Consider the following 23037-nt stretch of genomic DNA (forward strand, 5'->3'; position numbering starts at 1 on the left):
TCGAACGATCTAGGACCGTCGAGCGACGATCTGTGATGTGCAACATATTGCATTCCGCTGCGTATTCCCATCCCTTTTCCGGATTTGCTCATTAGCCCCAGATGTGCGCAATATATTGCATGCCAATCCCCTCGGGCTCCAACGGTGTCGACCGCTCACTCCTCCGTGACAACGTCTTCAACCGGCTGCGCGATGCCATCGTCGATGGCACCTTCCAGCCCGGAGAGCAGCTGAAGGACGGCGAACTGGCCGAGTGGCTGGGCGTGAGTCGAACCCCCATCCGCGAAGCGCTGCTGCGCCTTGCGACGAGCGGCCTCGTCAAGGCCATCCCCGGCCGCTCGACGGTGGTGACCGAGATCGATGCCAAGGCCGCACAGGATGCGAGGGATGTGATCGCGGCGATGCACGCTCTCGCCGCGAGCAAGGTCACAGGTCGGCTGACCGAGAGCGATCTCACCCTGATGCGAGACGCGAATCGACGGTTCGCCGAGGCGTTGGATGGGAACGACATCGAGGCCGCCCTCCAAGCCGATGAGGAGTTGCACGGAGTCCCCATCGCCCGCCTGGACAACCCCGCCCTCGCGTCGGTTCTCGAGCACTTCGACCCGCTCGTACGGCGGGCGGAGAGACAGCGATTCAGTCGGGACGGGCACACCTCAGTCGAACTCCACGATCGCCTCATCGAAGTCCTGACGACTGGAGACGAAGGCGAGGCCGCCGCGGTTGCCTTCGAGATCTGGCACAGCCTGCCCACGAACGCCGCCGACTGAGCATTCTCTCCAGGAGGGGGCGGAGCCCGGCGCGGCCGGTTCAGTACCGACGGCGAGAGGTAGTCGGTGCGTCGGAGATGCACGAAGCCCCCGACCTGAGGCGCCCCGCCGTCGCGGGGCGCCCCAGCCTCACACGGTCGACCGGAAGATGTGCTTGACCTCCTGGAACTCGGCGAGACCGCCGAGACCGTTGAGCCGACCGAGACCGCTCTTCTTGAAGCCGCCCTCCTCGAACTGATCGAGGATCTGCGCCCACGCGTTGATCCAGACCGTGCCCGCCTCGATCCGTTCCGCCACTCGCTGCGAGCGGGCGCCGTCACGGGTCCAGACGGACGCCGACAGGCCGAAGTCGGTGGCGTTCGCCCGGCGAACCGCGTCGTCCTCGTCGTCGAACAGCTCGAAGGTCGCCACCGGGCCGAAGATCTCATCCTGGATGAGCGCGCACGAGAGCTCCTGCACCTCGATGAGAGCCGGGGAGAAGAAGGCGCCGGGGCCCTCGATGGGACCGCCACGGAGCAAGACACGCGACGGGTCGACACCCGCCACGATCCTCTCGACCCGCTCCACGGCGGCGTGGTCGACGAGCGGCCCCATCTCCGTGTCGTCCTCGGTCCCCACGCCGACCCGCACAGCGGCGAGCGATTCGATGAGCCGCCGCTTGAGGTCCTCGCTGATCGATCGCTCGACGAGGATGCGACTGCCAGTCATGCAGAACTGCCCCGCGAAGGTCGTCACCGCGGCCGTCAGCGTCGGGACCACCACATCGAGATCCGCATCGGCGAACACGATCATCGGCGTCTTGCCGCCGAGCTCGAGCGACACCTTCTTCAGCCTCTCCCCCGCTGCACTGGCGATCCGCGCGCCGACCGCCGTGCTGCCCGTGTAGCTGACGACGTGCACGTCGGGGGACGAGACGAGCTCCTTGGCGCCGGCATCCCCGGACTCGGTGAACATGTTGATCACACCCTTGGGCAGCGACTCGACCCCGTCGAGAACCTCGGCGAGCAGAGCGTTCGTGAGAGCGGTCTGCGCTGGCATCTTCACCACCGTCGTGCACCCCGCGGCGAGCGCGGGCGCGAGCGAGCGGATCGCGAGGATCGCGGGCGAGTTCCACGGCACGATGATCCCGGCAACCCCGATCGGCTCCTTGAGGAGCATCGACGTCGAACCGGGATAGACGTGAGCGGCGGAGCCCGAGTCGGTGAGCGCCAGCCCCGCGAAATAGCGCAGCTTGGGCGCGGCGATGCTGAGCTCGAAGCGGGCCTGCCCGAGCGGCTTCCCGTTCTCGAGTGAGATCGCGAGCGCGAGCCGCTCGAGGTTCGCCTCGATCGCTGCCGCGATCTCCCACAGCACGGTGCCCCGCAGCTCGCGATTCGTCGCCCAGTCGAGCTCGCGGAAGGCCGCGTTCGCGGACTGGATCGCCGCCTGCGCGACAGCGAGATCGGCGTCGAAGTAGCTGCCGAGCACCTCATCGGTCGCAGGGTTGAGGGACTGGCGCTCTGCGCCTCCCTCACTCCAGATCCCCGCGATGAGATGGCGGGCGGTGGTGTCGGCGAATGGCGTGGTCGTCATGGTGCGGATCCTGTCGTTAGTCGTTCTGTTCGATCGCGATGCGGGTGCGGCGAGTCAGTCGGCAGGGAAGACGACGACCGGCTTGATCGTCGTGCCCCTCTCCGAGTCCTCGAACGCCGTGTTGATGTCCTCGAAGGCGTAGCTGCGGACGAGTCGGTCGAACGGGAACTTGCCCGCCTTCCAGAGCTCGATGAGCGCGGGGATGAAGGTCTGCGGGATCGAGCTCCCTTGGATGATGGTCTTGAAAGTCCACCCCCGGTTGAGCGATTCCCCGATCTCGAGGTGGATCTCCGTGCCGGGCAGGGATGAGCCGACGAGCGCCAGGGTTCCGCGGATCGCGAGGTTGTCCGCCGCCAGCCGGAGCACACCCGGAATCGCCGTCGTGTCGAGCGCGAAATCGAGTCCGCGCCCACCGGTGATCTCCGCGATCCTCGCTGCGACGTCCTCGGTGCGGCTGTTGATGGTGTGCGTCGCCCCGAGGGATCGGGCGAGCTCCAGCCGACTGTCGATGATGTCGACCGCGACGATCGCCGCCGCCCCGGTGAGAGCTGCGGCCATGATGGCCGCGGATCCGACGGCGCCGGTGCCGAACACCGCCAGGTTCGCGCCCGGGAACGGCCGCAGTTCGTTGAGGATGGCCCCGGCCCCGGTCTGGAGGCCGCAGCCGAGGGGCGCCAGCAGTGCGAGATCGACGGTGCTGTCGACGACCACGACGCTGCGCGCGGCGACGTTCGCGAACGACGAGAACGAGGACTGCCCGAAGAACTGCGACCCGATGGGCTCGCCGTTCTCGCTGAGCGGCGTGGAGCCATCCGGGCGGTGTGCCCCGAAGTTCCGGCCGAAGAGATCAGCGCAGTAGGCGAGGTCGCCGCTCAGGCACTGACGGCACACACCGCACGAGTTGGCGGAGAGCACCACATGGTCGCCCACCCGCACCGTCGTGACGTCGGCGCCGACCGCCTCGACCACGCCCGCCCCTTCATGTCCGAGCACGGCAGGCAGGGGCGTCGGGATGACCCCGTCGCGGACGACCGCGTCGGTGTGGCACACACCCGAGGCGACCATCCGGACGCGGACCTCGTCGTGCCTCAGCTCGTCGAGGTCGAACTCGCTGATCGTCAGCGGCGCCCCTGTCGAGCGGGCGATTGCCGCGGTGACCTTCATGGAACTCCCTGACGATGTCGGGTGGATGGACGGCGATGCGGTCATGCGCCGAATCCTCCGTCGATGCTGATGGATGAGCCGGTGATGAAGTCCGCCTGCGGTCCGGCCAGGAAGACGGCGAGCGCCCCGACCTCCTCGACCGTGCCGAAGCGATCGAGCGCCAGGTGCTGGAACATGGCGGTGGCGAGCGGTCCCGTCGACGAGTTGAGCTCGGTGTCCACCGGACCGGGCTGGATGTTGTTGACGGTGATGCCGCGCGGGCCGAGTTCGCGCGCGAGTCCCCGCGTGAACCCGGCGATAGCCCCCTTGCTCAGCGAGTAGGCGGAACCTCCGGGGACGGGCATCCGATCGGCGTTGATGCTGCCGATGTTGATGATCCGACCACCGCGAGGAAGGTGGAGCAGCGCCTGCTTGGTTACCAGGATCGTGGCACGCACGTTCACGTCGAGGATCCACTGGATCTCGTCGCGTGTGGCCACGTCGAGCGGATCGAGGCGCCCGCCGCCGGCGTTGTTGACGAGGATGTCCAGTCCCCCGAACTCCGCGACAGCGCGGTCGACGGTCCCGACGGCCTCCTCGACATCGGCGCTGTCGGCGCGGACAGCCGATGCGGCGCCTCCACGCGAGGTGATCTCGGCCACGACCGCCTCTGCTCGGTCGGCCGACTTCGCATAGGTCACCACCACCGCTGCTCCCTCCGCGGCGAGCGCGATCGCGATGCCTGCGCCGATGCCGCGGGATCCTCCGGTGACCAGCGCGACCTTGCCGCCGAGTGCTCCGCGGCTCGTGGTCGCCGTCATCCGCGGGCCGCCGATCCGAAGCTCGGGTCGACATCGGTGACGCCCATGATCGCGAACGCCTTTCCGACGACCCCTCCGAGGTCGTGCGTGAAAACCGAGGTGAGTCCGCCGTCGACCGTCAGCGACTGGCCGGTGATGAAGCTCGAGCGGTCGCTCGCGAAGAAGAGCGCGGCATTAGCGATGTCGCGCGGGTCGCCGCCGCGACCGAGAGGGTGGAACTCCGCGAACGGCTCCCGGAGCGCCTCGACGAAGTCGTCGTACCGCGACGGATCGAGGGCGGTTCCGCGCGCCATGATCGGTGTCCTGGTCATTCCCGGCATCACGATGTTGGAACGGATGCCGAACTCCGCGAGTTCGAACGTCGCCGTCCGCGCCACCTGCAGCACGGCCGCCTTGGCGGCGTCGTAGGACGGCGCGGCGAATCCGCCTCGGATCGACGCGATGCTCGAGAGCGAGACGATGCTCCCGCCGGTGCCCTGCTTCTTCATCTGACGCCCGGCGTGCTTGTGGCCGAGCAGAACCGAGCGGGCGAGCAGATCCATGGTGCGCGAGAAGCCGTCGGCGTCGAGATCGAGCAGCCCCGACGGCTCGCCGACCGCGCCGGCGTTGTTGACCATGACGTCGAGTCGCTCGAAGCGATCGACCGTGGCGGCGACCAGCGACTCGAGGTCGCCGTCCTTCGTGACGTCGGTGCGGACGAAGGCGAAGTCCTCACCCAGCTCGTCCGCCATCGCTTCGCCCGCGGTCGCATTGATGTCGGCGGCGACGACCTGTGCGCCCTCTTCGAGGAAGAGGTCGACCATCTCGCGGCCGATGCCGCTCGCACCACCGGTGATGATGGCGACCTTGCCGAGGAGCTCGTCGCTCATGCGGTCACCTCGGCGTTCCCCGCGCCAGCGCGAGAGGCGGCCACGTACTCGGGCACATTCCAGTAGAACGGTCTGAATTCGGTGATCCGGCCGTTCTTGACGGTGACGACCTGCGCCATCGGGGCGTCGAGGATCCGGCCGGTGCCGATGGATCGTGTCACCAATCGGCAGAGCACGATCACCTGGTCACCGCGCTCGAAGTACTTCGCGTCCTGCACGTCGACCATGTCGAAGTGGCTGCTCATCTCGATCGACCAGCCCTTGAAGCCCTCGTGCCCGCGCCACTCGCCTCCCCACGGGAGATCCGGCGACTGGTGCAGTTCGACGTCGGGATCGAGCGTCGCCGCCATGCCCTCGAAGCTGGCACCCGCGTTCGCGCCGCCCGCCGCCATGTAGATGCGCTCGGTGCGGTAAAACTCCTCGAGCACCTCCATCGCCGTCGAGTCCGGGCCGAGTGGGTGAGGGGCTGTCATTGTCTCTGCTTCCTGTTGAAATGCCACGTCGCGTCTCGTGTCTTACTCTGCTGGGCCGAAGGCGGCGGTGCCAGCCGTGATGCCGCCGTCGACCACGAACTCCGCGCCGGTCGAGAAGCTCGACTCGTCGCTCGCGAGGTAGACGACGAGGCCGGCGACCTCCTCGGGCTGGGCGCCACGGCCGAGGGCTCCCCCACCTAGTGATGAGACGTCGAAGCCGTCGATCATGGGCGTGTGGATCACGCCGGGGTGGATGGAGTTGACGCGGATGCCGTCGCGCCCGACCTCCATGGCGACCGATTTGGTCAGTCCGCGAATCGCCCACTTGGACGCCGTGTAGCCGTGGAGTTCGGCCGTTCCCCAGAGTCCGGCGGTCGAGGAGATGTTGATGATCGACGAGGGTGCGTACTCCCGCAGCGCCGACATCGCTGCGGTCATCCCGAGGAACGCGCTCGTCAGGTTGATGGCCAGGATGTCGTCCCATTGTGCGCGGGAGTAGTCGCCGATGGCACCGAAGGTGGTGATGCCGGCGTTGTTGACGAGCACATTGAGCGCGCCGAATCGCTCGAGCGTCGCGGCGACGGCACTGCTCCAGTCCGCCTCGCTCGTGACATCGAGATGGATGGAGGCGGCGGGCGTGCCGAGTTCCGCGGCCAGCGCGGCGCCCTCCTCGTCGAGGATGTCCGCGATCATCACCCGGCCGCCCTCCGCCACGATGGCGCGCGCGTGCGCGGCGCCCATCCCTCTGGCACCACCGGTGATGAGGGCGACCTTGCCGGTCAAGCGGTCCATGTTCTCTTCCTGGGTCTGTCGGTCGTGGACGGGCGCTGATCAGAGCGGCTTGCCGCGCAGGTAGCGCGTGAGCGATACGGCGACGAGGAGGGCGACGCCGTTGAAGGCCGGCTCGACCCAGTTCGGCAGCCCGAGGAGATTGAGTCCGGCGACCCCCGTCGCGAGCGTGACCACGGCCGTGATCGTGCCCCAGACGTTGAACTGACCGACCTGGTAGGCCGTCGCCCCGAGGAACACCGCCGCGAAAGCCGGGAGAAGGAACGATGGCCCGACCGCGGGGTTGCCGCTGCCGAGCTGTCCCGCCTGGACGACACCGGCGATGCCGGTCAGGGTGCCGGCGAGCATGAACGTGACGATCGTGACGATGTCGGTGTTGATCCCCGAAAGGCGAGCGGCGTCCTTGCTCCCACCGACGGCGCTCATGTACCGGCCGAACGGCGTGCGCTTGAGGAACACCCAGACGAGCACGGCGATGACCGCCACATAGATGACCGGTGCCGGGATCCCGAGCGGGGCGAAGGACGAGATGTTGATCAGCTCGGGCGGGACGCCGAGGAAGATCACCGTGCCGCCGGAATAGGCCAGGACGATCGCGCCGATCAGCGCCGCGGTGCCGATGGTCGCGATGAAGGAGTTGACCTTCGCCTTCGCCACCAGCAGCCCGTTGCAGAGGCCGACGAGCGTCGTCGCGAGGATCGACAGCACGATCGCGAGCGGGATCGGCACCGCCCCGTTGGCGGTGAGCCCCGGGAGGAGCAGCGCCGAGAGTCCCATCTGCGCGCCCAGGGAGAGATCGAACTCCCCGATCACCAAGGTGAGCAGCGCGGCCATCGCGACGAGGGCGAGCACCGACTGCGTGCTCAGCACCGTGCGGGCATTGGCGAGGGTTGCGAACGTGGTCGGATTCAGGATCGAGAAGACGATGATGAAGACGACCAGCAGTCCGGGCAGTGCGAATCGCGACCCGGCCGCCATCCGCTCCCGGGTGGTGGGGGTCCGCCGTGTCGCGTCGGTCACCGGGGTGGTCCGTTCGATCGTTGTGTTGGTCATGGCTATTCCTTCGGTTCTTGCGACGTCGTTGTCGTGATGACGTCCGCTTCGTCATCCACGCCGAATGTGGCCCGGGACATGTCCTCGGTGGTCAGCCGTGAGCCGGTCAGCTCATCGACGATGCGTCCGGCACGGAGGATCACGACCCGGTCGCAGAGGTTCGCGAGATTGTCGAAATCGCTGTCGATGACCAGAACGCCGGTTCCCGCCTCGGCGGTAGAGCGCAGAAGCGCGAAGATCTCGGCTTTGGCTCCCACGTCGACCCCCTGCACGGGCTCGTCGAGGATGATGAGGCTCGGTTTGCGGGCCAGCCACTTCGCGAGCACCACCTTCTGCTGATTTCCACCCGACAGGGTGGCGACCGCTCGTCGTGGGTCGGCGGGCCTGATGTCGAACGAGCTGATCGCATCGGCTACCTGCCGTCTCTCACGACGCAGGTCGAGCAGGCCGGTCCGGTTGGTGGCGAGCTTCGCGATCGTGATGTTCTCGGCGACGCTCATGGTCAGCACGCAGCCGTCGCGTCGCCGATCCTCGGGCACCATCGCGACGCCCGCATCCATCGCCTCCCGGGCGGAGGCGGATGTCAGCTCGCGCGCTCCGATGCGGCGCGTTCCGCCGGTGGATGCCTGCGATCCGAAGATGAGGCGGGCGAGCTCGCTGCGCCCGCTGCCCGCGAGACCGGCGACGCCCACGATCTCGCCCTCTCGCACCGTGAGGTCGGCCCCCTGGATGCGCCGGCCGCTGAGCCCGGCCGCGGCCAGCACGATGGGGCTGGTCGTTTCCCCGGTCCGGGAGCCTCGGGGGGCCGTCACCGCACCGTCGGTCTGCTTGGGGCCGACGATCGCCGTGAACAGCGATGCCGGTGTCATGTCCGAGACCGTGTAGGTCCCGCTGCGGTTACCGTCTCGGAGGATCGTCGCGCGATCCGCGATCCGGAACACCTCCTCGAGGCGGTGCGTGACGTACCCGACGCCGACACCCGCCGCCGTCACGCGCTCGATCGCTGCGAAGAGCAGCTCCGCATCGTTGTCCGGCAGCGCCGAGGTCGGCTCGTCGAGGATGAGGCAGGCGAGCGGGGTGGCGTTCGCTCCACGACTGGGCTGGAAGGCACGCGCGATCGCGAGCAGGGTGCGGGCCGTCACGGGCAGTTCCCGGATCGTCGCGCCGGGCGAGATCGCGAGGCCGAAGTCATCCAGCACGGTCTGCGTCCGCATCCTCTGCGCGCGGCCGTTGATGAGCAGGCCCCTCCGCTCGAAGCCGGTGCCGATCGCCAGGTTCTCGGCCACGGTCATGTCGTCGATGAGTCCGAGGTCCTGGTGGACGAACGCGAGGCCGAACTTGCGGGCATCGCTCGGGGGGTAGGAGGACGGCACCGGCCGGCCCGCCACGTGGACGGACCCGCCGGCGTCGGGCCGGTGGACACCGGCCAGTGCCTTGATGAGCGTCGACTTCCCCGACCCGTTCTGCCCGAGCAGGGCGTGCACCTCACCGGGCGCGATCGTCAGGGAGACGTCGTTCAGCACGGTGACACCGGAGAAGGTCTTGCTCAGGTGCTCGACGGTGAGAGCGTCGGGTCGGGGGTCGACGGCGGTCATCAGCGCTGCCAGGCCTCGAGGTAGGCGGCGCGGTAGTCGACGTCACCGCTCCAGTTGCCGTCCTGCGCCTCATCCGCATTGCTCTTGTCGAACACGCGGATCGGCACGGTCTCCTCCACGGTGTCCTTGCCGTCGAGGATGCGGTTCAGGTTGTCGACCAGCGCGTACGCCTCCTGCTCGAAACTGATCGCGACCGTGACCTTGACGTACCCGTCCGCCTTGATGATGTCGAGGTTGGGACCGTCTCCGTTGGAGGAGACCATGAAGGTGTCGGAGCCCGCCAGACTCGCCTGTCGCAAGCCGTTGAGCACCTGCAGTCCGGCGAAATCGAAGCTCACCCAGTAGGCGTTGAAGCCGGGATTGGCCTGAGCGAGGCTCGCTCCGTCGGCGGGCAGCGTCGTCGTCGCGTTCGCGACCTGGAACTTCTTGTCCGCGACAACGCTGCAGTCGCCCTTGGCGTCGCCGCACTCCTGCAGGAAGCGGTCAAAGCCCGTGTCACGCGCCGACAGGTTGGATAGCGCCGGGTCGTGCATGCGCAGGAAGCGCGGGTGCCCATCCGTCTGCGGGTACGCGTACATGGCCGCGTAGTAGCCCATGTCCTCGAACACGCTCAGAGCCGGGGTGACGTCGGCGTAGTAGTCGCCGAGGTTGGTCCCGGGATCGCTGAGGTCCCAGCACGCCGCGCAGCTGACGGGGATTCCGGCATCCTTGGCTGCCTGGAGTCCGCTGCCCACGTCGGTCGGGTCGAGCGAGATGAGGACGATCGCATCGGGGCTGGTCGCGACGGCCTGCTCGAGCTTCTGGTTCGCGGTGGTCGGCGATCCCTGTCCGTCGTAGGTGGTCGAGGTCCAGCCGATGTCCTCGATCGCCGCCGTGAGCGCCTTCGAGGTGCGCAGCGCACCGGTCTCGGCGAGCGTGACGGACACGATCGCGATGTCCTTGCCGGGCAGGGCCGGGTTGGAGGCGAGCTCCAGGTCGGGCTGAGGCGCCTTCGCGGTGGCGAGGGCGTCGTCGACCTGCTGCGCGTAGCCGGCATCGACGTCGGCGCCGCCGTTCGACGTGGTCGAGGCGCCGGCGGTCGCCGAGCATCCGGCCATCGCGACGGCGATGGCTCCTGCTCCGAGCGCGGCGAGAAGCCGAGTGGGTCTGATGAACATCGTTGTCCTTACTGTGGTTGGGGTTCGGTGAGGTGTCAGGGTTCGAGTTGCGCTCGGTTGGCGATGCTGCCGATGCCGTCGATCTCGACGCGGAGCTCGTCCCCGTCGCGGATGAAGAGCTGCGGGTCGCGACGGAATCCGACGCCGCCGGGGGTTCCGGTGAGGATGACGTCGCCGGCGTTCAGCTCGGTGAAGGTGGAGATCTCGGCGATGAGACGCGGGATCGAGAAGATGAGGTGCGAGAGATCGGACTGCTGCACCAGCTGGTCGTTGAAGTAGGTGCGGATGCCCGCCCGGTTCAGGTCGATCTCCGCGGGCGGCACGATCACGTCGCCGAGCGGGGTGGAGCGATCCCACGCCTTGCCCTGGATCCACTGGTGGGTCTTGTACTGGAAGTCCCGCATCGTGACGTCGTTGGCGACCGAGTAGCCGAGCACGTGCTCCAGCGCATCCTGTTCGGAGATGCGTCGACCCCGTCGGCCGACGATCACAGCGAGCTCTCCCTCGAAGTCGACCTGGTCGGATTCGCGCGGGAGCAGGATCGGGTCGCCGTCGGCGATCAGGTTGGAGGCGAACTTGGCGAAGAAGACGGGGTACGTGGGCTTCTCCCGTCCGGTCTCGAGGATGTGCTCGTCGTAGTTGAGTCCGACGCAGAGGATCTTCTGCGCGCGCGGACTGGCCGGCAGAGGCGAGGTCGAGGCCCGATCGATCCGAGATCCGTGCAGCGCTCTCGTCAGATGATCGAGATCGTGGTCGGGTGTCAGCGCTGAGATCCCCTCGAACTCGTCGATGCCGTCCGCGGTGATGGCTCCGATGTGCGGCTCGCCGTCGCGGACGTAGCTGAGGTAGGGCATCTCAGACCGTGCCCTCGCTCGTCTTGCGCCAGGTGGGGGTCTGACCGCCCCAGAGGTTGACGCTCGCCGGCACGGGCAGCCAACGCCGCGTCGAGTAGTGGACCGCGTCGTCGTAGAACTTCTCCATCTCGGCCGACAGCTCGATGTGGTTTCCGGCGGGGTCGTCGAAGAAGACGAAGAGGTTGTTGCCCGGCCCATGCCGGCCGGGGCCCCACTGCACTTTGACGTCGAGCTCGGTGAGTCGATCGCACCAGGTCTTGAAGTCCTCCCACTCGGAGAGGTCGTAGGAGTAGTGGTCGAGCACACCCGTGCGCTCCACGTTGACGACCGCGAGCGTGTGGTGGTCCTTGTCGCTGCGCAGCCAGCAGAAGCGGCCGTCCTCGAGCTGGTCGCTGAGACGGAAGCCGACCGTGCTGGCGAAGAAGTCGACCATGGGCTGCACGGCGGCGGTGCCGACCGTCGTGTGCTGGAACTTCACGGGGCGCCGGCCGGTGTCGGCCACGTTCTCCCCCTGTCGCCAGATCGGCGAGTGGAAGTGCACGGTGGTGCCGTCGGGGTCCGAGACACTGATGCCGGATCCGACGCCGACGGAGCCGTCGAGGTAGGAGGTGTCCAGATTGGCGACGGCGTGACCTGCCGCCTCGAGACGGGAGCGGATGCCCACGAGCCCGTCGTCGTCGCGGACCTCGAAGGCGTAGTGATCGATGCCCGTCTCGCCCGGGATGAGGTCGAGCACGTGGTGTCCGGCGCCCCAACCGAGTCGGGCGCCACCGCCGTCGAGATCCCCCTGGAGCACCAGACCGAGGACGCGGCCGTAGAAGTGGACCGAGGCATCGACGTCGGGCACGCGGAGGCCGATGTGGGACACCGACGTCTTGCGCAGGGTTCCTGCGTATTCGCCCTGCTGCAGCACTACCCGGTTCGTGGTCACCGACATTGGTTCCTCCTTTTCAGGACTACCGTGTCCTGACAGTCGAAACTGTATGTCTCGTTTAGCAGGACTGTCAATCCCGTTATTCAGGACACATCTTTCGCGTCGCGGATCGCACGCCGTATGCTCGTCACGTGACGAACGATCTGGCGGCGCCGCCGAGGGAAGGCAACAGCACTGCCGATCGCGCGCTCTCGATCCTCGAGATGTTCTCCCACCAGCGACGGCAGATCTCTGCCAGAGACGTCGCGGCGGGCCTCGGCGTCGCCCGCTCGACGGCATACCGCTACCTGCAGACACTCGTCTCGGCCTCCTACCTCGAGGAGAGCCCCGAGGGCGGATTCCGGCTGGGCGCCAAGATCCTCGAGCTCGCGCAGGTCGCCCAGGGACGGAACAACCTCCCCGATCTCGCCCTGCCCGAGATGCGGCGGATCGCCACGGAGTTCGGCCAGACCGTCCTTCTCACGAAGCTCGTCGGCGACTCGATCCTCTGCCTTGAACAGGAGGATTCGCCCACCCAGTTCGTGCGCCTGTCCTATCGGCGCGGAGGCCAGATGGCCGTGAACGCCGGCGCCTCGGCGCTCGCCTGCATCGCGTGGATGACCGGCTCAGCGCTCCGCGAACTGCTCGAGCGCCAGCCGCTCCCCCACATCTCGGAGTCGACGGTCACGGACGTCGACCGGCTGCTCGATCGGCTGGATCAGGTCCGCCGCGACGGATACGTCGTCACCCGCGGCGAAGTGGATCCGGAGGGAATGGGAATCGGGGTGCCCGTCTACGACGGAGAAGGGCAGGTAGTCGGTGCTCTTAGCGTCGTGGGCCTGCAGACGCGGATCGATGCGGCCACGGTGCCCCGCATCGTCGACACGCTCCTCGCTGCGAGCGCATCTGTGACGGCCGGCCTCAGCTCATACGGCAGCTGAGAGGTGACGTCACTGCACTTACGGCGGCGACCGATAGTTCGACGTCACCGGAATCAGGCGGACGAGCCAGCGATCGCTGCCAGGGAATCGGGCGTCTGCGTCGTGAGGCCGACTGCTCCGGCGGGGTGGATGTCGAGGACCTTGTCGAAGCCGTAATCGCGGCGCCTCATGAGCACGTTGGCCAGCGCGTCGCCCCAGACCGCGGTGACGAGTGTGCTGCCCATGGCGATGACACCGCCGGGATCACCGGCCTCATCCGTTCGCAGGACGACGGTGATGTCGGCCAACTCACCGAGGGCTGACCGGGGCTCGGCGGTGACGGCGATGACCTTCACGCCCCGCTTCTGGGCGCGGGTCGAGAGATCGTTGATCTCGCCGGACTCACCACCGCGCGAGATGGACACCAAGAGGTCTGCGGCGGTCAAGACGCCCATGGTGCCGTGGAGGGCATCCATCGCGTTGATGTAGGCGGACGGCGTGCCGCACACCGACAGGAGGTGCGCCATCCGGCGCGCGACGGCGCCCGAGGTTCCGGAGCCGGTGACGAAGACCTTGCCCTCGCAGGCCAGCATCTCCTCGACCACGTCGTCGAAGGTGTCATCGAGCTGCGCGGCGACGGCCGCGACCGCTGCTGCCTCGGTGAGCACGACCTCGCGTGCCGCAGCAAGGGCTGGTGAGTCCACGGAGCTACCTCCAGTTGTCGGGGCGGACGGTTCCGAACCGGTCATGCCGCGTCCCACGCTGCGTGACGCAGGGCCGCCGGGGTCAGCGCTTCAGGAGCGAGCAGCGCACCGTCAGTACTGCCGTTGCTCATCACGATCACGTCGTCGGAGACGTCGCAGATCTCCTCCTCCTCGCTCGAGACGAGGATGACGGTCAAGCCGTCCTCGTGAGCAAGACGACGGATCATCTTGTGGATGTCGGCCTTCACTCCGAGGTCGACGCCCTTCGTCGGTTCGTCGAGAAGAAGGACCCTCGGCTGCTGGGCGAGCGCGCGAGCGAGAAGCACCTTCTGCTGATTGCCGCCCGAGAGGCTGGCGACAGGCCCGGAGCGATCGCCGCGGACCTTCAACTGATCCATCCAGCGGTCAGCCTCGTGCTTGAGTTTGCTCCGGTTGAGGAACCCGCCGCGGTATGCCGATCGGAGCACGGGGAGCATGGCGTTGACGGCGGAATCGAGCTGGGGGACGATTCCGTCGATCTTCCGCTCCTCGGTCAGGTAGACCACCCCCGCCCGGCGAGCTGCGTCCGGATCGCGGGGCGAATAGGCCTTGTCGAACAGCGACACGGTGCCCGCCCGAACTGAATCGAGACCGACGAGAGTGCGCAGCAGTTCGGTGCGTCCCGAACCGACCAGGCCGTAGATTCCGAGCACTCGTCCCGCGCGGGCCGAAAGGTCGACCCGGCTGAGTCGGTCGGTCGAGAGGCCTTCGATCCGCACGGTGACGGGTACGTCGGGGTCGGCCTCGCGGGCGGATCGAGTCGCACCGGCGAAGAACTCGACGGCTTCCTCCCCCGCGATCGCCGCCACCACGTCCTCTCGACTGACGTCGGCGACATTGGCGTCGATGCGCACCTCGCCGTCGACGAGCGCGACCACGCGGGTCGCGACCGCGTAGAGCTCCTCGAGTTTGTGGTCGACGAGGATGATGCCGATCCCGTCCGCCGCAAGCGAGCGGACGATCTCGAGGAACTGGTCGACCTGCTTGCCTTCGAGACTCGTGGTGGGCTCGTCCAGCAGCAGGAACCTGGCGTTCCGGTGCGTCGCAACCGCGATCTCGAGCAGCTGCCGCGTCGCGACGGGATGATCGCCGACCTTGCTGTCGGGGTCGACGTCGAGGCCGAATCGCTTCGTCAACGCCCGAGTCGTCTCGCGCATCGCATCTTTGTCGAGCACGCGTCGTTTGACCTGCTCGTTACCGAGGAAGACGTTCTGCGCAACCGTCAGGTTGCTAAGCAGGGAGAGCTCCTGGTAGACCGTGACGATCCCCGATCGAAGCGCGTCGATCGGAGAACCGAGCGTCTCCGGCCGTCCTCCGATCGTGATGGCACCCGAATCCGGCTTGGCCGCGCCCGAGATGATGCGCATCAAGGTCGACTTGCCTGCCCCGTTGTGCCCCACGAGGCCGACGACCTCGCCGGGGCGGACGGCGACGGACACGCCCTTGAGCACGGTCACGCCCGAATAGCTCATGACGATGTCTTGTGCCTCGAGCCCGCGGGTCTCGAGCGAGTCCGTCGCCGTCGTCATCTCAGCCCACCTCGCCCGGTGCGGGGGTGTCGCCGGTGGTGAACAGCTTGAGCGAGAGAAGGATCTCGGGCTCCGGGGTTCCTCCGTCGACCCAGTCGCGGATCTGGTCGATGACCTGGCTGCCGTAGGACTGGGGCTCCTGTGCGACGCAGCCTGCGTACTGCTCGGTCAGCGGCTCCTCGGAGGCGCAGAATCCGTAGAGCTTCACGTTGCTGTTGCCGCCGATCGCCTGCAGCGCACCGAAGGTCGCGGGTCCGGTGCTGGCGAAGATGACGTTGATGTCAGGGTTTCCGCTCAGCATCTCGGTGGTGGCGGCGAGGCTGTCGTCGGGCTTCACATTGCCGTCGACCTTCGCGACAACCGAGGCGTTCGCGTCGCTCGCGATGCCCTTCTCGAAGCCTTCGTCGCGCTGGACGGTCGGCACCTCGTCGGGTTCGGTGACGAAGCCGATCTTCAGGTCGGCGTCGGCTCCGAGGTCGGCGAGCACCTGCTCCGCCATCTGGGTACCACCCGCGGAGTTATCCGCACCGAGGTACTGCACGACGCTGGCGCCCTGCGCTTCGAGGGCGTCAGGCGAGACGGTGACGTTCACGGTGAAGACGGGGACGCCCGCATCGTTCGCGGCCTTGACGATCGCCGCTGCCGGCTCGGACTTCACGGCGTTGAGGGCCAGCGCGCACGGCTTCTTCTGCAGCATCGACTGGACCTGGGACAGCTGCTGGGCGTCGTCGTCGTTGGCGATCTGCACCTCGACGTTGAAGCCCTGGGTCTTGCCCTGCTCCTCGAAGCCCGCCTTCATGGCCACGTAGTACGGGTTGGTGAGGTTGGGCAGTGCGACGGCGATGTAAGGCGTGTCATCGTCACACGAGTCGGGACGCGGGATCTCGCCGGAGGCTGCGGTCGAGCCGCCGCCGTCGCTGACTCCTGTGTCGATGGCGCCGCTGCAGCCGGACAGCAGCAGGGCGACCGCTGCTGCAGTCGACAGCAGTGCGATGCGTCTTTGCATGGGGAACTCCTCTTGATCGGTGTTGGTGATAGCAGGTGAGCCGGATGAAGGGAACGGAGGTGGGCGGCTCGATCCCGCCTCCACGTGTTCAGGCGGTGGGGGCGCCCTGGCGGGGGGCGGCATCCACTGCTGTGCCCTTGCCGAAGTGCTTGAAGAGCGACCCGAGCGAGAGGCTTCGTCGATGAGTGTCGAGGACGACGCCGACGAGGATGATGACGCCGATGACCAGGGGCTGCCAGTAGCTTTGGACGCCGACGACGTTCATCCCGTTGGAGACCGTGGCGATGAGTACGGCGCCGAGAAGAGCGCCGCCGATGGAGCCGATTCCGCCGAACAGGCTGACTCCACCCACGACCGCGGCCGCGATCGAGTAGAAGAGTTCGTTGCCCGATCCGGCACTCGGGTAGCCCACCATGAGTCGGCTGGTCACGATGAGTCCGCCCATTGCGGCGCACACCCCGCTGAGGGCGTAGGCCAGCACGATCACCCTGCCGCTCCGAACCCCCGCGAGGCGGCTCGTCTCGGCGTTGCCGCCGACCGCGTAGACGTGCACGCCGGTCGCGGTGAAGCGCAGCAGGATCGAGAACGCGATCGCCGCGACAGCGACGAGGAGGACCGGCATCGGGATCCCGAATACCGAGCTGCGGCCGATGATGGCGAAGAAGCGGTCGCCGACGTTGACGGAGCTGGCGCCGGTGAGGATGAGCGGGATGCTCGCGGCGACCCCGAACGTGGCGAACGTGACGATGAAGGGCGGCAGTTTGAGGTAGTAGATGAGGCTGCCGTTCACGACTCCGACGAGGATGCCGACGGCGAGGGCGGCGAGGACCGCCACCCACCACGGCGCAACGAGGGTCGTCAGAGCGGCGACCATGCCGGTGAGGGCGATGTTCGAACCCGTCGACAGGTCGATGCCTCCGGTGAGGAGCACGAAGGTCTGGCCGAGCGCGAGGAAGGCGATCACCGCACCGTTGAGAAGTAGCACTTGAGCGTTCTCGAGGGTGCGGAAGTTCGGCGAGATGATGCTGAGGACCGCCGCCACGAGCAGCACCACCGCCGCGATGCCGACTTCGTTCGGAATGCGTCGTCGCATTTTCTCGTCCTCCTTGCCGAGTGACCTTCAGCGCCACTGCTCATTTGAGCGGAGATGCCGCCCATCTGAGATGGATACTAGGTCGCCTATTGACGCTTTTGCAAGCCCGGCGCGCGTGTGAGCAGGTTCTTGCGCTCGTTTGCGCAGGCAAGAGCCGCGCAAATGCACTCGGGAGCGATCAGCTCCGGGATACGGGCTGGGCCCGATCGGGCGTCGCTCAGATCGCCGGCGCGAGCCGCGGGGCCCAGCGAGCGAGTCCACCGGGCGCGATGAGGTCGGTGCCGACCACGACCCACCCGATTCCCGCTTCTTCGGCCCGAGCCGCGTGAGCCGTCTGAACTCCACCGTCGATGCCGACGCTGCGCGTGCCGTCGGCGGCGAGTCGGACGGCTTTCGCCAGCAGCGGGTCGGAGAAAGCAGACCCCGCCTGCCCCGGCACGATCGTCATGCAGAGAATGCTCACGCCGTCGGGCAGCCCGTCGACGGCCGTGCCGGGCGAGACGGCCAGACCCGGCTCGCTGCCCCGCGCGACCACACGATCGACGGCCGCTTCCCATCCCTCTGCCTCGACGTGCACGAAGACGCGGTCGCAGAAATCGGTCCAGGCGTCGACCTCACGGCGCGGGTCGACCGCCATGAGATGCGCCTCGTTCCGCAGGCCCGCCGCCATCGCGAGCCGTTCGGCCGTCTTCGCATCGAAACCGCCGGGTGCGGCGAAGACGCCGTCGGACATGTCCCAGTGCAGGCGACGGAGCCCCGCTCGCGCAAGCTCGGACGCCATCTCAGCCCGCTCCGATTCCTCGACCGACCAGAGCGATCCAGCCACCTCAAGCATCGAGAGCAGCGAGGACTGCGCCGGCGAGCGAATGATCGGCGACCAGTTCGGTGATCAGGCCCGCTCGCGCGACTGCGATGATCGCCGCCGCTTTCGCCGGGCCGCCCGCAACGGCGACCACCCGGGGAACCGCGCGGAGCTGCTCGTAGGTGATGCCGATGCTGCGAGATTCGAGATCGGATTCGACGGGGGTCCCGTCGGCTTTGACGAGGATTCCGGCGATATCAGCGACGCATCCCCCGCGCACGGCCACGTCGAGATCATCTTTCGAGAGGACTTCTCGCACCTGGGTATCCGACGGCTCCCATGCTCCGACGGAGAGCAGCGCCGTCGTCACCCGCGGAAAGAGATCGAGCGCAGCTCGGATGTCGGGATGATCGCGAAGGGACTGGGCGGTGCCGACGTCCTGCACGAAGAGGGGCGCGAAGATCGGGAAGACATTCCCACCCGACCTGTCCGAGACACGGCGGGCCACCTCGATCGGAGACGAGGCCAGATCACCCGCGACGAAGCCGGTCAGCTGGACGATGGTCAGCGGCGGCAGATAGCGGAGGGCCGAGGTCGTCGCGTTGAGGGTGCGCCCCCACGAAACCCCCACCACCTCGTCGGGCGAGAGCGTGCCGCTCAGGCTCGCGGCCGCGGCAGCACCGACCTGCGACCGCATGCTATCTCCGTCGCCGTGCGAGCGAACGACTTCGCATGAGGCGAGTCCGAGCGCCTCCCTCAGGCGTTCGCCGAGGACGGCATCGGGCAGGCCGCCGTCGTTGATCTCGATGGTGACGACACCCTCGTCCCGAGCACGTGCGAGCAACCGCGAGACCTTGAACCGGGAGACGCCGAACATATCGGCGATCTCGACGCGCGACAGATCATCGATGTAGTAGGCCCGCGCGACGGCGGCGAGGAGCGCGCGCCCTTCGGTGCCGCCGGCTTCCGGAGTGCTCATTCGAGCAGAGTATCCGGACCTCGATTCCATTGCGTTCTCCACGTGATTGATGGACCCGCCTTGCGCGTGTACGCTCAAACGTACACCCACGATGCACATGTGAGCGTGCCCGAGAGGACTGAAGTGACGGTCGAGGACGACATCCTGAAGGTGGCGCGCGAACGCCTGGCGCTCGAGGCGACGGCGATCACCGATCTGCTGCCGCAACTGGACGCATCGTTCGTCGACGCCGTGTCCCTCATCCTCAGCTCGTCGGGCAAAGTCTTCATCGGTGGTTCGGGGACCTCTGGCACGGTGGCGAGGCGGATGGCGCACATCTTCTCCGTGACGGGCACTCCCGCCGTCTCCTTCTCCCCGATGGACAGCCTTCACGGCGCGTCGGGTGCGATCACCGCCGACGACGTGGTGCTCATGATCTCGAAGGGCGGTGCGTCCGACGAGGTCCTCCAGGCTGCGCGGATCGCTCGGAGCAGAGGAGCCAGGGTCATCGCGCTCAGCGGGAGCCACGCGACACCGCTCGCCCGAGAGGCCGATCACAGCGTCGCCGTCTCCGTCGACAGCGCGACGGAGCTCGGTGGGGTGATCGCAACGGGTATCACGATCGCCCAGGCTGCCTGGGGCGATGCCTTGGCCGAGGTCCTGATGAGAACACGCGGCTACACCTGGAAAGAGTTCATGAGCACCCATCCCGCGGGGGCTGTGGGGAAGATCGAGGATCTGCCGGAGGACCTGCCGCCTCTCGAACGACCTCGCGCCTGGGTCGCACCCCGGGGCGGAGAGGAGCCGGTCCCGTGCGAGAAGTAGTCGTCGGCGTCGACAGCTCGACCCAGTCGTGCACAGCCGAGGTCAGAGATCTGGTCTCGGGCGAACTGATCTCGACGGGGCGCGCGCCGCATCCGCCGACCACACCGCCCGTCAGCGAGCAGGACCCGCAAGCCTGGTGGGATGCTCTCGTGACCGCAGTGCGCTCCGCGCTGCGCGACCTCGATGTGCGGGTGGTCGGCGTCAGCATCGGAGCCCAATGCCACGGCCTGGTCGCACTCGATTCCTCGCGGCAGGTGATCCGCCCCGCCAAACTGTGGAACGACACGACATCTGCCCCTCAGGCAGCCGCGCTGCTCGAGGCGCGCACCACCTCATGGTGGACGAATGAGATCGGCCTCGCCCCGTCTGCAGCGCTGACGATCTCCAAGTTGGCCTGGATGCGCGACATCGAGCCGGAGAACTTCGCTCGGGTGCGGCACCTGGCGGTCCCCCATGACTGGCTCACATTCCGCCTGACCGGACTGCACGTCACCGACCGCTCGGACGCCTCGGGAACGGGATACTTCTCGGCGCACGACAATCGTTGGCGCACCGACATCCTCAACGAGATGATCGCCGATCGCGACTGGTCGGCGCTTCTCCCCGACGTTCTCGGTCCGAATGACCGTGCGGGCCGTATCACCGCCGAAGCTGCGGCGATCCTGGGCATCGACGCCGGGGCGGTCGTCAGCGCGGGCGGCGGCGATCAGCACCTCGCCGCCCAGGGGATCGGACTCCGCGAGGGCGACATCGGCTACAGCCTCGGTACGTCGGGGGTCGCGTTCGCGACGACACCGCGTTCGATTCACGACCCGACGGGAAGCATCGACGGGGTCGCCAATGTGACCGGCGGATTCCTTCCCCTCGTCTGCTCGCTCAACTCGACCAAGGTCACCGATGCCATGGCGCGCCTGCTCGGTGTCGACCACACCGAACTGGCACGTCTCGCCCTCGCTGCACCGCTCGACGCCGACCGCCCTGTGCTGGCCGCCTATCTGGATGGCGAGCGTTCACCGCGTCGTCCTGCGGCACGAGGCATGCTGGCGGGCCTGACGTCGTCGATGAGTCGCGAACAGATAGCCCTCTCCGCTTTCGAAGGCGTGGCGCTCGGATTGGTGCGCGGCGAACGCCTCCTCACCTCGCACGGCATCGAGGTGACCGGACGCACGATCGCAGTCGGCGGAGGCGCGCGATCACTCGCCTACCGTCAGGTACTCGCCGACCTCACCGGTCGACCGGTCAACACGGTGGAAGCGCCCGAAGGCACCGCGCGCGGGGCCGCCATTCAGGCTGCCGCCGTAGTCCGAGGGGAGACCGTCGATGAGCTCAGTCGGTCATGGTCTCCCCCCATCACAACAACCACCTCGCCCACCGCAGATCGCAACGACGTCTGGGATCGCTATCTCGCGCTCTCGGACCTCCAAGCCGACGGTCGAACCTTCTAGGAGACAGCAATGCTTTATCTCGACAGCGCGGATCGCACCGCACTCACGCCCCTTCTCGAGACAGGGATCTTCTCGGGGGTCACGACCAATCCGCTCATCCTGCATCGGGCGGGCTTGACCGCAACGGACCTCCCCGCCCTCGCCGACTGGGTCGCCGGATTCGACGGGGCCCGATTCTTCGCCCAGGCGACAGGCCGAACGATCGCCGATGTCCGCGCGTCGGCGGACAGGGTGGCGGCTCTCGGAGACCGCGTCGTGATCAAGCTCGTCTGCAACACTGCGGGCCTGACCGTGGCGAAGGAACTGACCGACGCCGGACGCGAGGTGCTCATCACCGCCGTCTACCACCCGACCCAGATGCTGCTCGCGTCGGCCGTCTCAGCGCAGTTCATCGCGCCCTACGTTCGCCGATCCGGGGAAGCCGGACGAGACGGTACCGCTCTGGTACGCGGTCTGCGAGAGCTCGGATCCGAGACGGGGCCGCGCATCCTGGCAGCCAGCCTGAGCACGGTCGAGATGTTGCAGTCCGCAATGGAGGCGGGCTCCCACGACGCCACGATCTCTCCGGCGCTCGCGAGCTCGCTCCTCGACGACGAGCTGACGGGGGCCGCAGCGGAGGAGTTCGAGGCCGTCGCCCGTTAGGTCCGTGGCGTCCCCTCCGCGGGCGCAGACGATCGGCGCAGTGTCCAGCCGCTCTACGCGACATGTTGTACTCGCGCTCCGATGCCGAGACATGGGACCACGACGTCACTGCCAGAACTCGCCTATGCGGCCGGCGGCGGCCCGGCCCTGCTCGTAGCCGGCTCGGGCCGCAGGGATGCGAGCGGACAGTGCCGTCATGTTGTCGCCGAATGCCGCGAGCGAGGCACCGTCCGGCAGGATCGTCTCGACGCGACTGCCGCCCGCGCGGAGCTCTTCGAGCTGGGTCGCGAGCGGCGTGCCCCACTCCACCGGAGTGAGCACCCGACCGCCCAGGGGCGACAGCACGAGCACGCGCTCGGATCCGGCCGCCAGGTCGGCATTCTCACTCGACCGCCGATAGCCGCCGTCGATGTAGAAGTGTTCGCCGATGCGGTAGGCGAAACCGCCGCCGGCCGTGCTCGCGGCGACGGCGTCCACCAGTCCCACGCCCGAATTCCCGTCGAACACGACCGGTTCGCCCGTGCGGGCGTCGACCGCCGTGAGGAGCACGCGGCGGTCCGGCCACTCGCGAGCGGAGAACCGGGCCTCCACGGCAGCCCGCCATCGGTCGGTGATATCCGACGCCGCTGTCACCTCGAGCGCCATCTCGCCCATCCGTCGCCGGAGATCAGCAGCATCCGCAGATGATGCGATCACCTCGGTCAGTCGACGCAGATGATCGGTTCCGGGCCCGGTGCCGTCGGGTCTCGCCCGCGTCGACGGCGGCGGGGCGGCGAGGAGTTCCGAGAAGAGCCGGGTCGCATCCGCACCGGCGAGCTGCGCCGCAGCCGTCGCGCCCGCCGAGGTTCCGACGGTCAGGTCGGCGCCGGTCACGTCGAGGCCGGCGTCGGCGAGACCGGCGAGGACTCCGATCAGCCAGGCGTTCCCGGCGGCTCCCCCGCCACCGAGGACCAGAGCCCGGCCGGCGCGGGCAGGAGGGTGGGGCAACCCGAACGGATTGGCCGGAGTGAATTGCAGGTCTGAAGTCGAGTAGGTGTCCATCGGAGTGCCTTTCGCGTGATGCGG

At 67.8% G+C, this 23037-nt stretch carries 23 protein-coding genes; 5 read left to right on the plus strand and 18 right to left on the minus strand.

Going from position 1 to position 23037, the window contains the following annotated elements:
• The first annotated feature begins 119 nt into the window (after nucleotides 1-119).
• Nucleotides 120-770 (plus strand): GntR family transcriptional regulator, encoded by a 651-nt coding sequence (locus DDQ50_RS01520; RefSeq protein ID WP_116754971.1) that lies wholly within the window; start codon nucleotides 120-122, stop codon nucleotides 768-770.
• A 129-nt stretch (nucleotides 771-899) separates the two neighbouring features.
• On the opposite strand, the gene DDQ50_RS01525 is transcribed toward DDQ50_RS01520, so the two are convergent.
• From DDQ50_RS01525 to DDQ50_RS01575, 11 genes are read right to left on the minus strand one after another with little or no spacing between them, the layout of a single operon-like run.
• On the minus strand, nucleotides 900-2342 hold the full coding sequence (locus tag DDQ50_RS01525; RefSeq protein WP_116754972.1) for an aldehyde dehydrogenase family protein: 1443 nt from the start codon (nucleotides 2340-2342) through the stop codon (nucleotides 900-902).
• Between the two features lie 54 nt (nucleotides 2343-2396).
• Entirely contained in the window at nucleotides 2397-3551 is a 1155-nt protein-coding gene (locus DDQ50_RS01530; RefSeq protein ID WP_240614195.1) for an NAD(P)-dependent alcohol dehydrogenase, read from the minus strand.
• Entirely contained in the window at nucleotides 3548-4306 is a 759-nt protein-coding gene (locus tag DDQ50_RS01535; protein ID WP_116754974.1) for an SDR family oxidoreductase, read from the minus strand. Before DDQ50_RS01535 ends, DDQ50_RS01530 begins: the two co-directional genes overlap by 4 nt.
• Nucleotides 4303-5175 carry an SDR family NAD(P)-dependent oxidoreductase gene (locus tag DDQ50_RS01540; protein ID WP_116754975.1) on the minus strand — a complete coding sequence of 291 codons (873 nt, stop codon included), beginning with the start codon at nucleotides 5173-5175 and terminating at the stop codon, nucleotides 4303-4305. The genes DDQ50_RS01535 and DDQ50_RS01540 overlap by 4 nt, the downstream gene beginning before the upstream one ends.
• The gene (locus DDQ50_RS01545; protein ID WP_205663547.1) at nucleotides 5172-5648 is read right to left on the minus strand and encodes a nuclear transport factor 2 family protein; all 477 of its coding nucleotides are present in this window, start codon (nucleotides 5646-5648) and stop codon (nucleotides 5172-5174) included. Before DDQ50_RS01545 ends, DDQ50_RS01540 begins: the two co-directional genes overlap by 4 nt.
• 42 nt (nucleotides 5649-5690) lie before the next feature.
• Nucleotides 5691-6440 carry an SDR family oxidoreductase gene (locus DDQ50_RS01550; protein WP_116754976.1) on the minus strand — a complete coding sequence of 250 codons (750 nt, stop codon included), beginning with the start codon at nucleotides 6438-6440 and terminating at the stop codon, nucleotides 5691-5693.
• 39 nt (nucleotides 6441-6479) lie between these two features.
• Nucleotides 6480-7490, minus strand: a complete 1011-nt coding sequence (locus tag DDQ50_RS01555; protein ID WP_116754977.1) for an ABC transporter permease — start codon at nucleotides 7488-7490, stop codon at nucleotides 6480-6482.
• 2 nt (nucleotides 7491-7492) lie between these two features.
• The gene (locus tag DDQ50_RS01560; RefSeq protein WP_116754978.1) at nucleotides 7493-9085 is read right to left on the minus strand and encodes a sugar ABC transporter ATP-binding protein; all 1593 of its coding nucleotides are present in this window, start codon (nucleotides 9083-9085) and stop codon (nucleotides 7493-7495) included.
• Complete coding sequence (locus tag DDQ50_RS01565; protein ID WP_116754979.1) at nucleotides 9085-10242, minus strand: sugar ABC transporter substrate-binding protein; 1158 nt, start codon at nucleotides 10240-10242, stop codon at nucleotides 9085-9087. Before DDQ50_RS01565 ends, DDQ50_RS01560 begins: the two co-directional genes overlap by 1 nt.
• A 35-nt stretch (nucleotides 10243-10277) precedes the next feature.
• Entirely contained in the window at nucleotides 10278-11096 is an 819-nt protein-coding gene (locus tag DDQ50_RS01570) for a fumarylacetoacetate hydrolase family protein (protein ID WP_116754980.1), read from the minus strand.
• 1 nt (nucleotide 11097) lies between these two features.
• Nucleotides 11098-12033, minus strand: a complete 936-nt coding sequence (locus DDQ50_RS01575; protein ID WP_116754981.1) for a VOC family protein — start codon at nucleotides 12031-12033, stop codon at nucleotides 11098-11100.
• A gap of 128 nt (nucleotides 12034-12161) precedes the next feature.
• On the opposite strand from DDQ50_RS01575, the gene DDQ50_RS01580 reads away from it, so the two are divergent.
• Nucleotides 12162-12950 carry an IclR family transcriptional regulator gene (locus DDQ50_RS01580; RefSeq protein WP_116754982.1) on the plus strand — a complete coding sequence of 263 codons (789 nt, stop codon included), beginning with the start codon at nucleotides 12162-12164 and terminating at the stop codon, nucleotides 12948-12950.
• A 53-nt stretch (nucleotides 12951-13003) separates the two neighbouring features.
• Here DDQ50_RS01580 and DDQ50_RS01585 read toward each other — a convergent pair whose 3' ends face one another.
• The 6 genes from DDQ50_RS01585 to DDQ50_RS01610 form a co-directional block, all read right to left on the minus strand.
• A complete protein-coding gene (locus DDQ50_RS01585) occupies nucleotides 13004-13633 on the minus strand; it encodes a KpsF/GutQ family sugar-phosphate isomerase (protein ID WP_205663548.1) in 630 nt (209 codons plus the stop codon).
• A gap of 41 nt (nucleotides 13634-13674) precedes the next feature.
• Nucleotides 13675-15201, minus strand: a complete 1527-nt coding sequence (locus DDQ50_RS01590; protein ID WP_116754983.1) for a sugar ABC transporter ATP-binding protein — start codon at nucleotides 15199-15201, stop codon at nucleotides 13675-13677.
• A 1-nt stretch (nucleotide 15202) separates the two neighbouring features.
• Nucleotides 15203-16207, minus strand: a complete 1005-nt coding sequence (locus DDQ50_RS01595; RefSeq protein WP_116754984.1) for a substrate-binding domain-containing protein — start codon at nucleotides 16205-16207, stop codon at nucleotides 15203-15205.
• An 88-nt stretch (nucleotides 16208-16295) separates the two neighbouring features.
• Nucleotides 16296-17300 (minus strand): ABC transporter permease, encoded by a 1005-nt coding sequence (locus tag DDQ50_RS01600; RefSeq protein ID WP_116754985.1) that lies wholly within the window; start codon nucleotides 17298-17300, stop codon nucleotides 16296-16298.
• A gap of 217 nt (nucleotides 17301-17517) precedes the next feature.
• The gene (locus DDQ50_RS01605; protein WP_165829653.1) at nucleotides 17518-18126 is read right to left on the minus strand and encodes a beta/alpha barrel domain-containing protein; all 609 of its coding nucleotides are present in this window, start codon (nucleotides 18124-18126) and stop codon (nucleotides 17518-17520) included.
• Nucleotide 18127: 1 nt separating this feature from the next.
• Nucleotides 18128-19081, minus strand: coding sequence for a sugar-binding transcriptional regulator (locus DDQ50_RS01610; protein ID WP_165829654.1), 954 nt, complete (start codon nucleotides 19079-19081; stop codon nucleotides 18128-18130).
• Nucleotides 19082-19204: 123 nt separating this feature from the next.
• Between DDQ50_RS01610 and DDQ50_RS01615 the strand changes: the two genes are divergently transcribed.
• The 3 genes from DDQ50_RS01615 to DDQ50_RS01625 are packed head-to-tail and all read left to right on the plus strand — an operon-like array spanning nucleotide 19205 to nucleotide 21972.
• Nucleotides 19205-19885, plus strand: a complete 681-nt coding sequence (locus DDQ50_RS01615) for an SIS domain-containing protein (RefSeq protein ID WP_165829655.1) — start codon at nucleotides 19205-19207, stop codon at nucleotides 19883-19885.
• Nucleotides 19873-21330: a xylulokinase gene (xylB, locus tag DDQ50_RS01620; protein ID WP_165829656.1), complete on the plus strand. Its 1458-nt coding sequence runs from the start codon at nucleotides 19873-19875 to the stop codon at nucleotides 21328-21330. Before DDQ50_RS01615 ends, xylB begins: the two co-directional genes overlap by 13 nt.
• A gap of 9 nt (nucleotides 21331-21339) precedes the next feature.
• Nucleotides 21340-21972, plus strand: coding sequence for a transaldolase family protein (locus DDQ50_RS01625; RefSeq protein WP_116754989.1), 633 nt, complete (start codon nucleotides 21340-21342; stop codon nucleotides 21970-21972).
• A gap of 105 nt (nucleotides 21973-22077) precedes the next feature.
• Here the strand turns inward: DDQ50_RS01625 and DDQ50_RS01630 are convergent, their stop codons facing one another.
• The gene (locus tag DDQ50_RS01630; protein ID WP_116754990.1) at nucleotides 22078-23013 is read right to left on the minus strand and encodes a patatin-like phospholipase family protein; all 936 of its coding nucleotides are present in this window, start codon (nucleotides 23011-23013) and stop codon (nucleotides 22078-22080) included.
• Nucleotides 23014-23037: the final 24 nt, after the last annotated feature.

Source organism: Amnibacterium flavum (assembly GCF_003097495.1).
Taxonomy (GTDB): domain Bacteria; phylum Actinomycetota; class Actinomycetes; order Actinomycetales; family Microbacteriaceae; genus Naasia; species Naasia flava.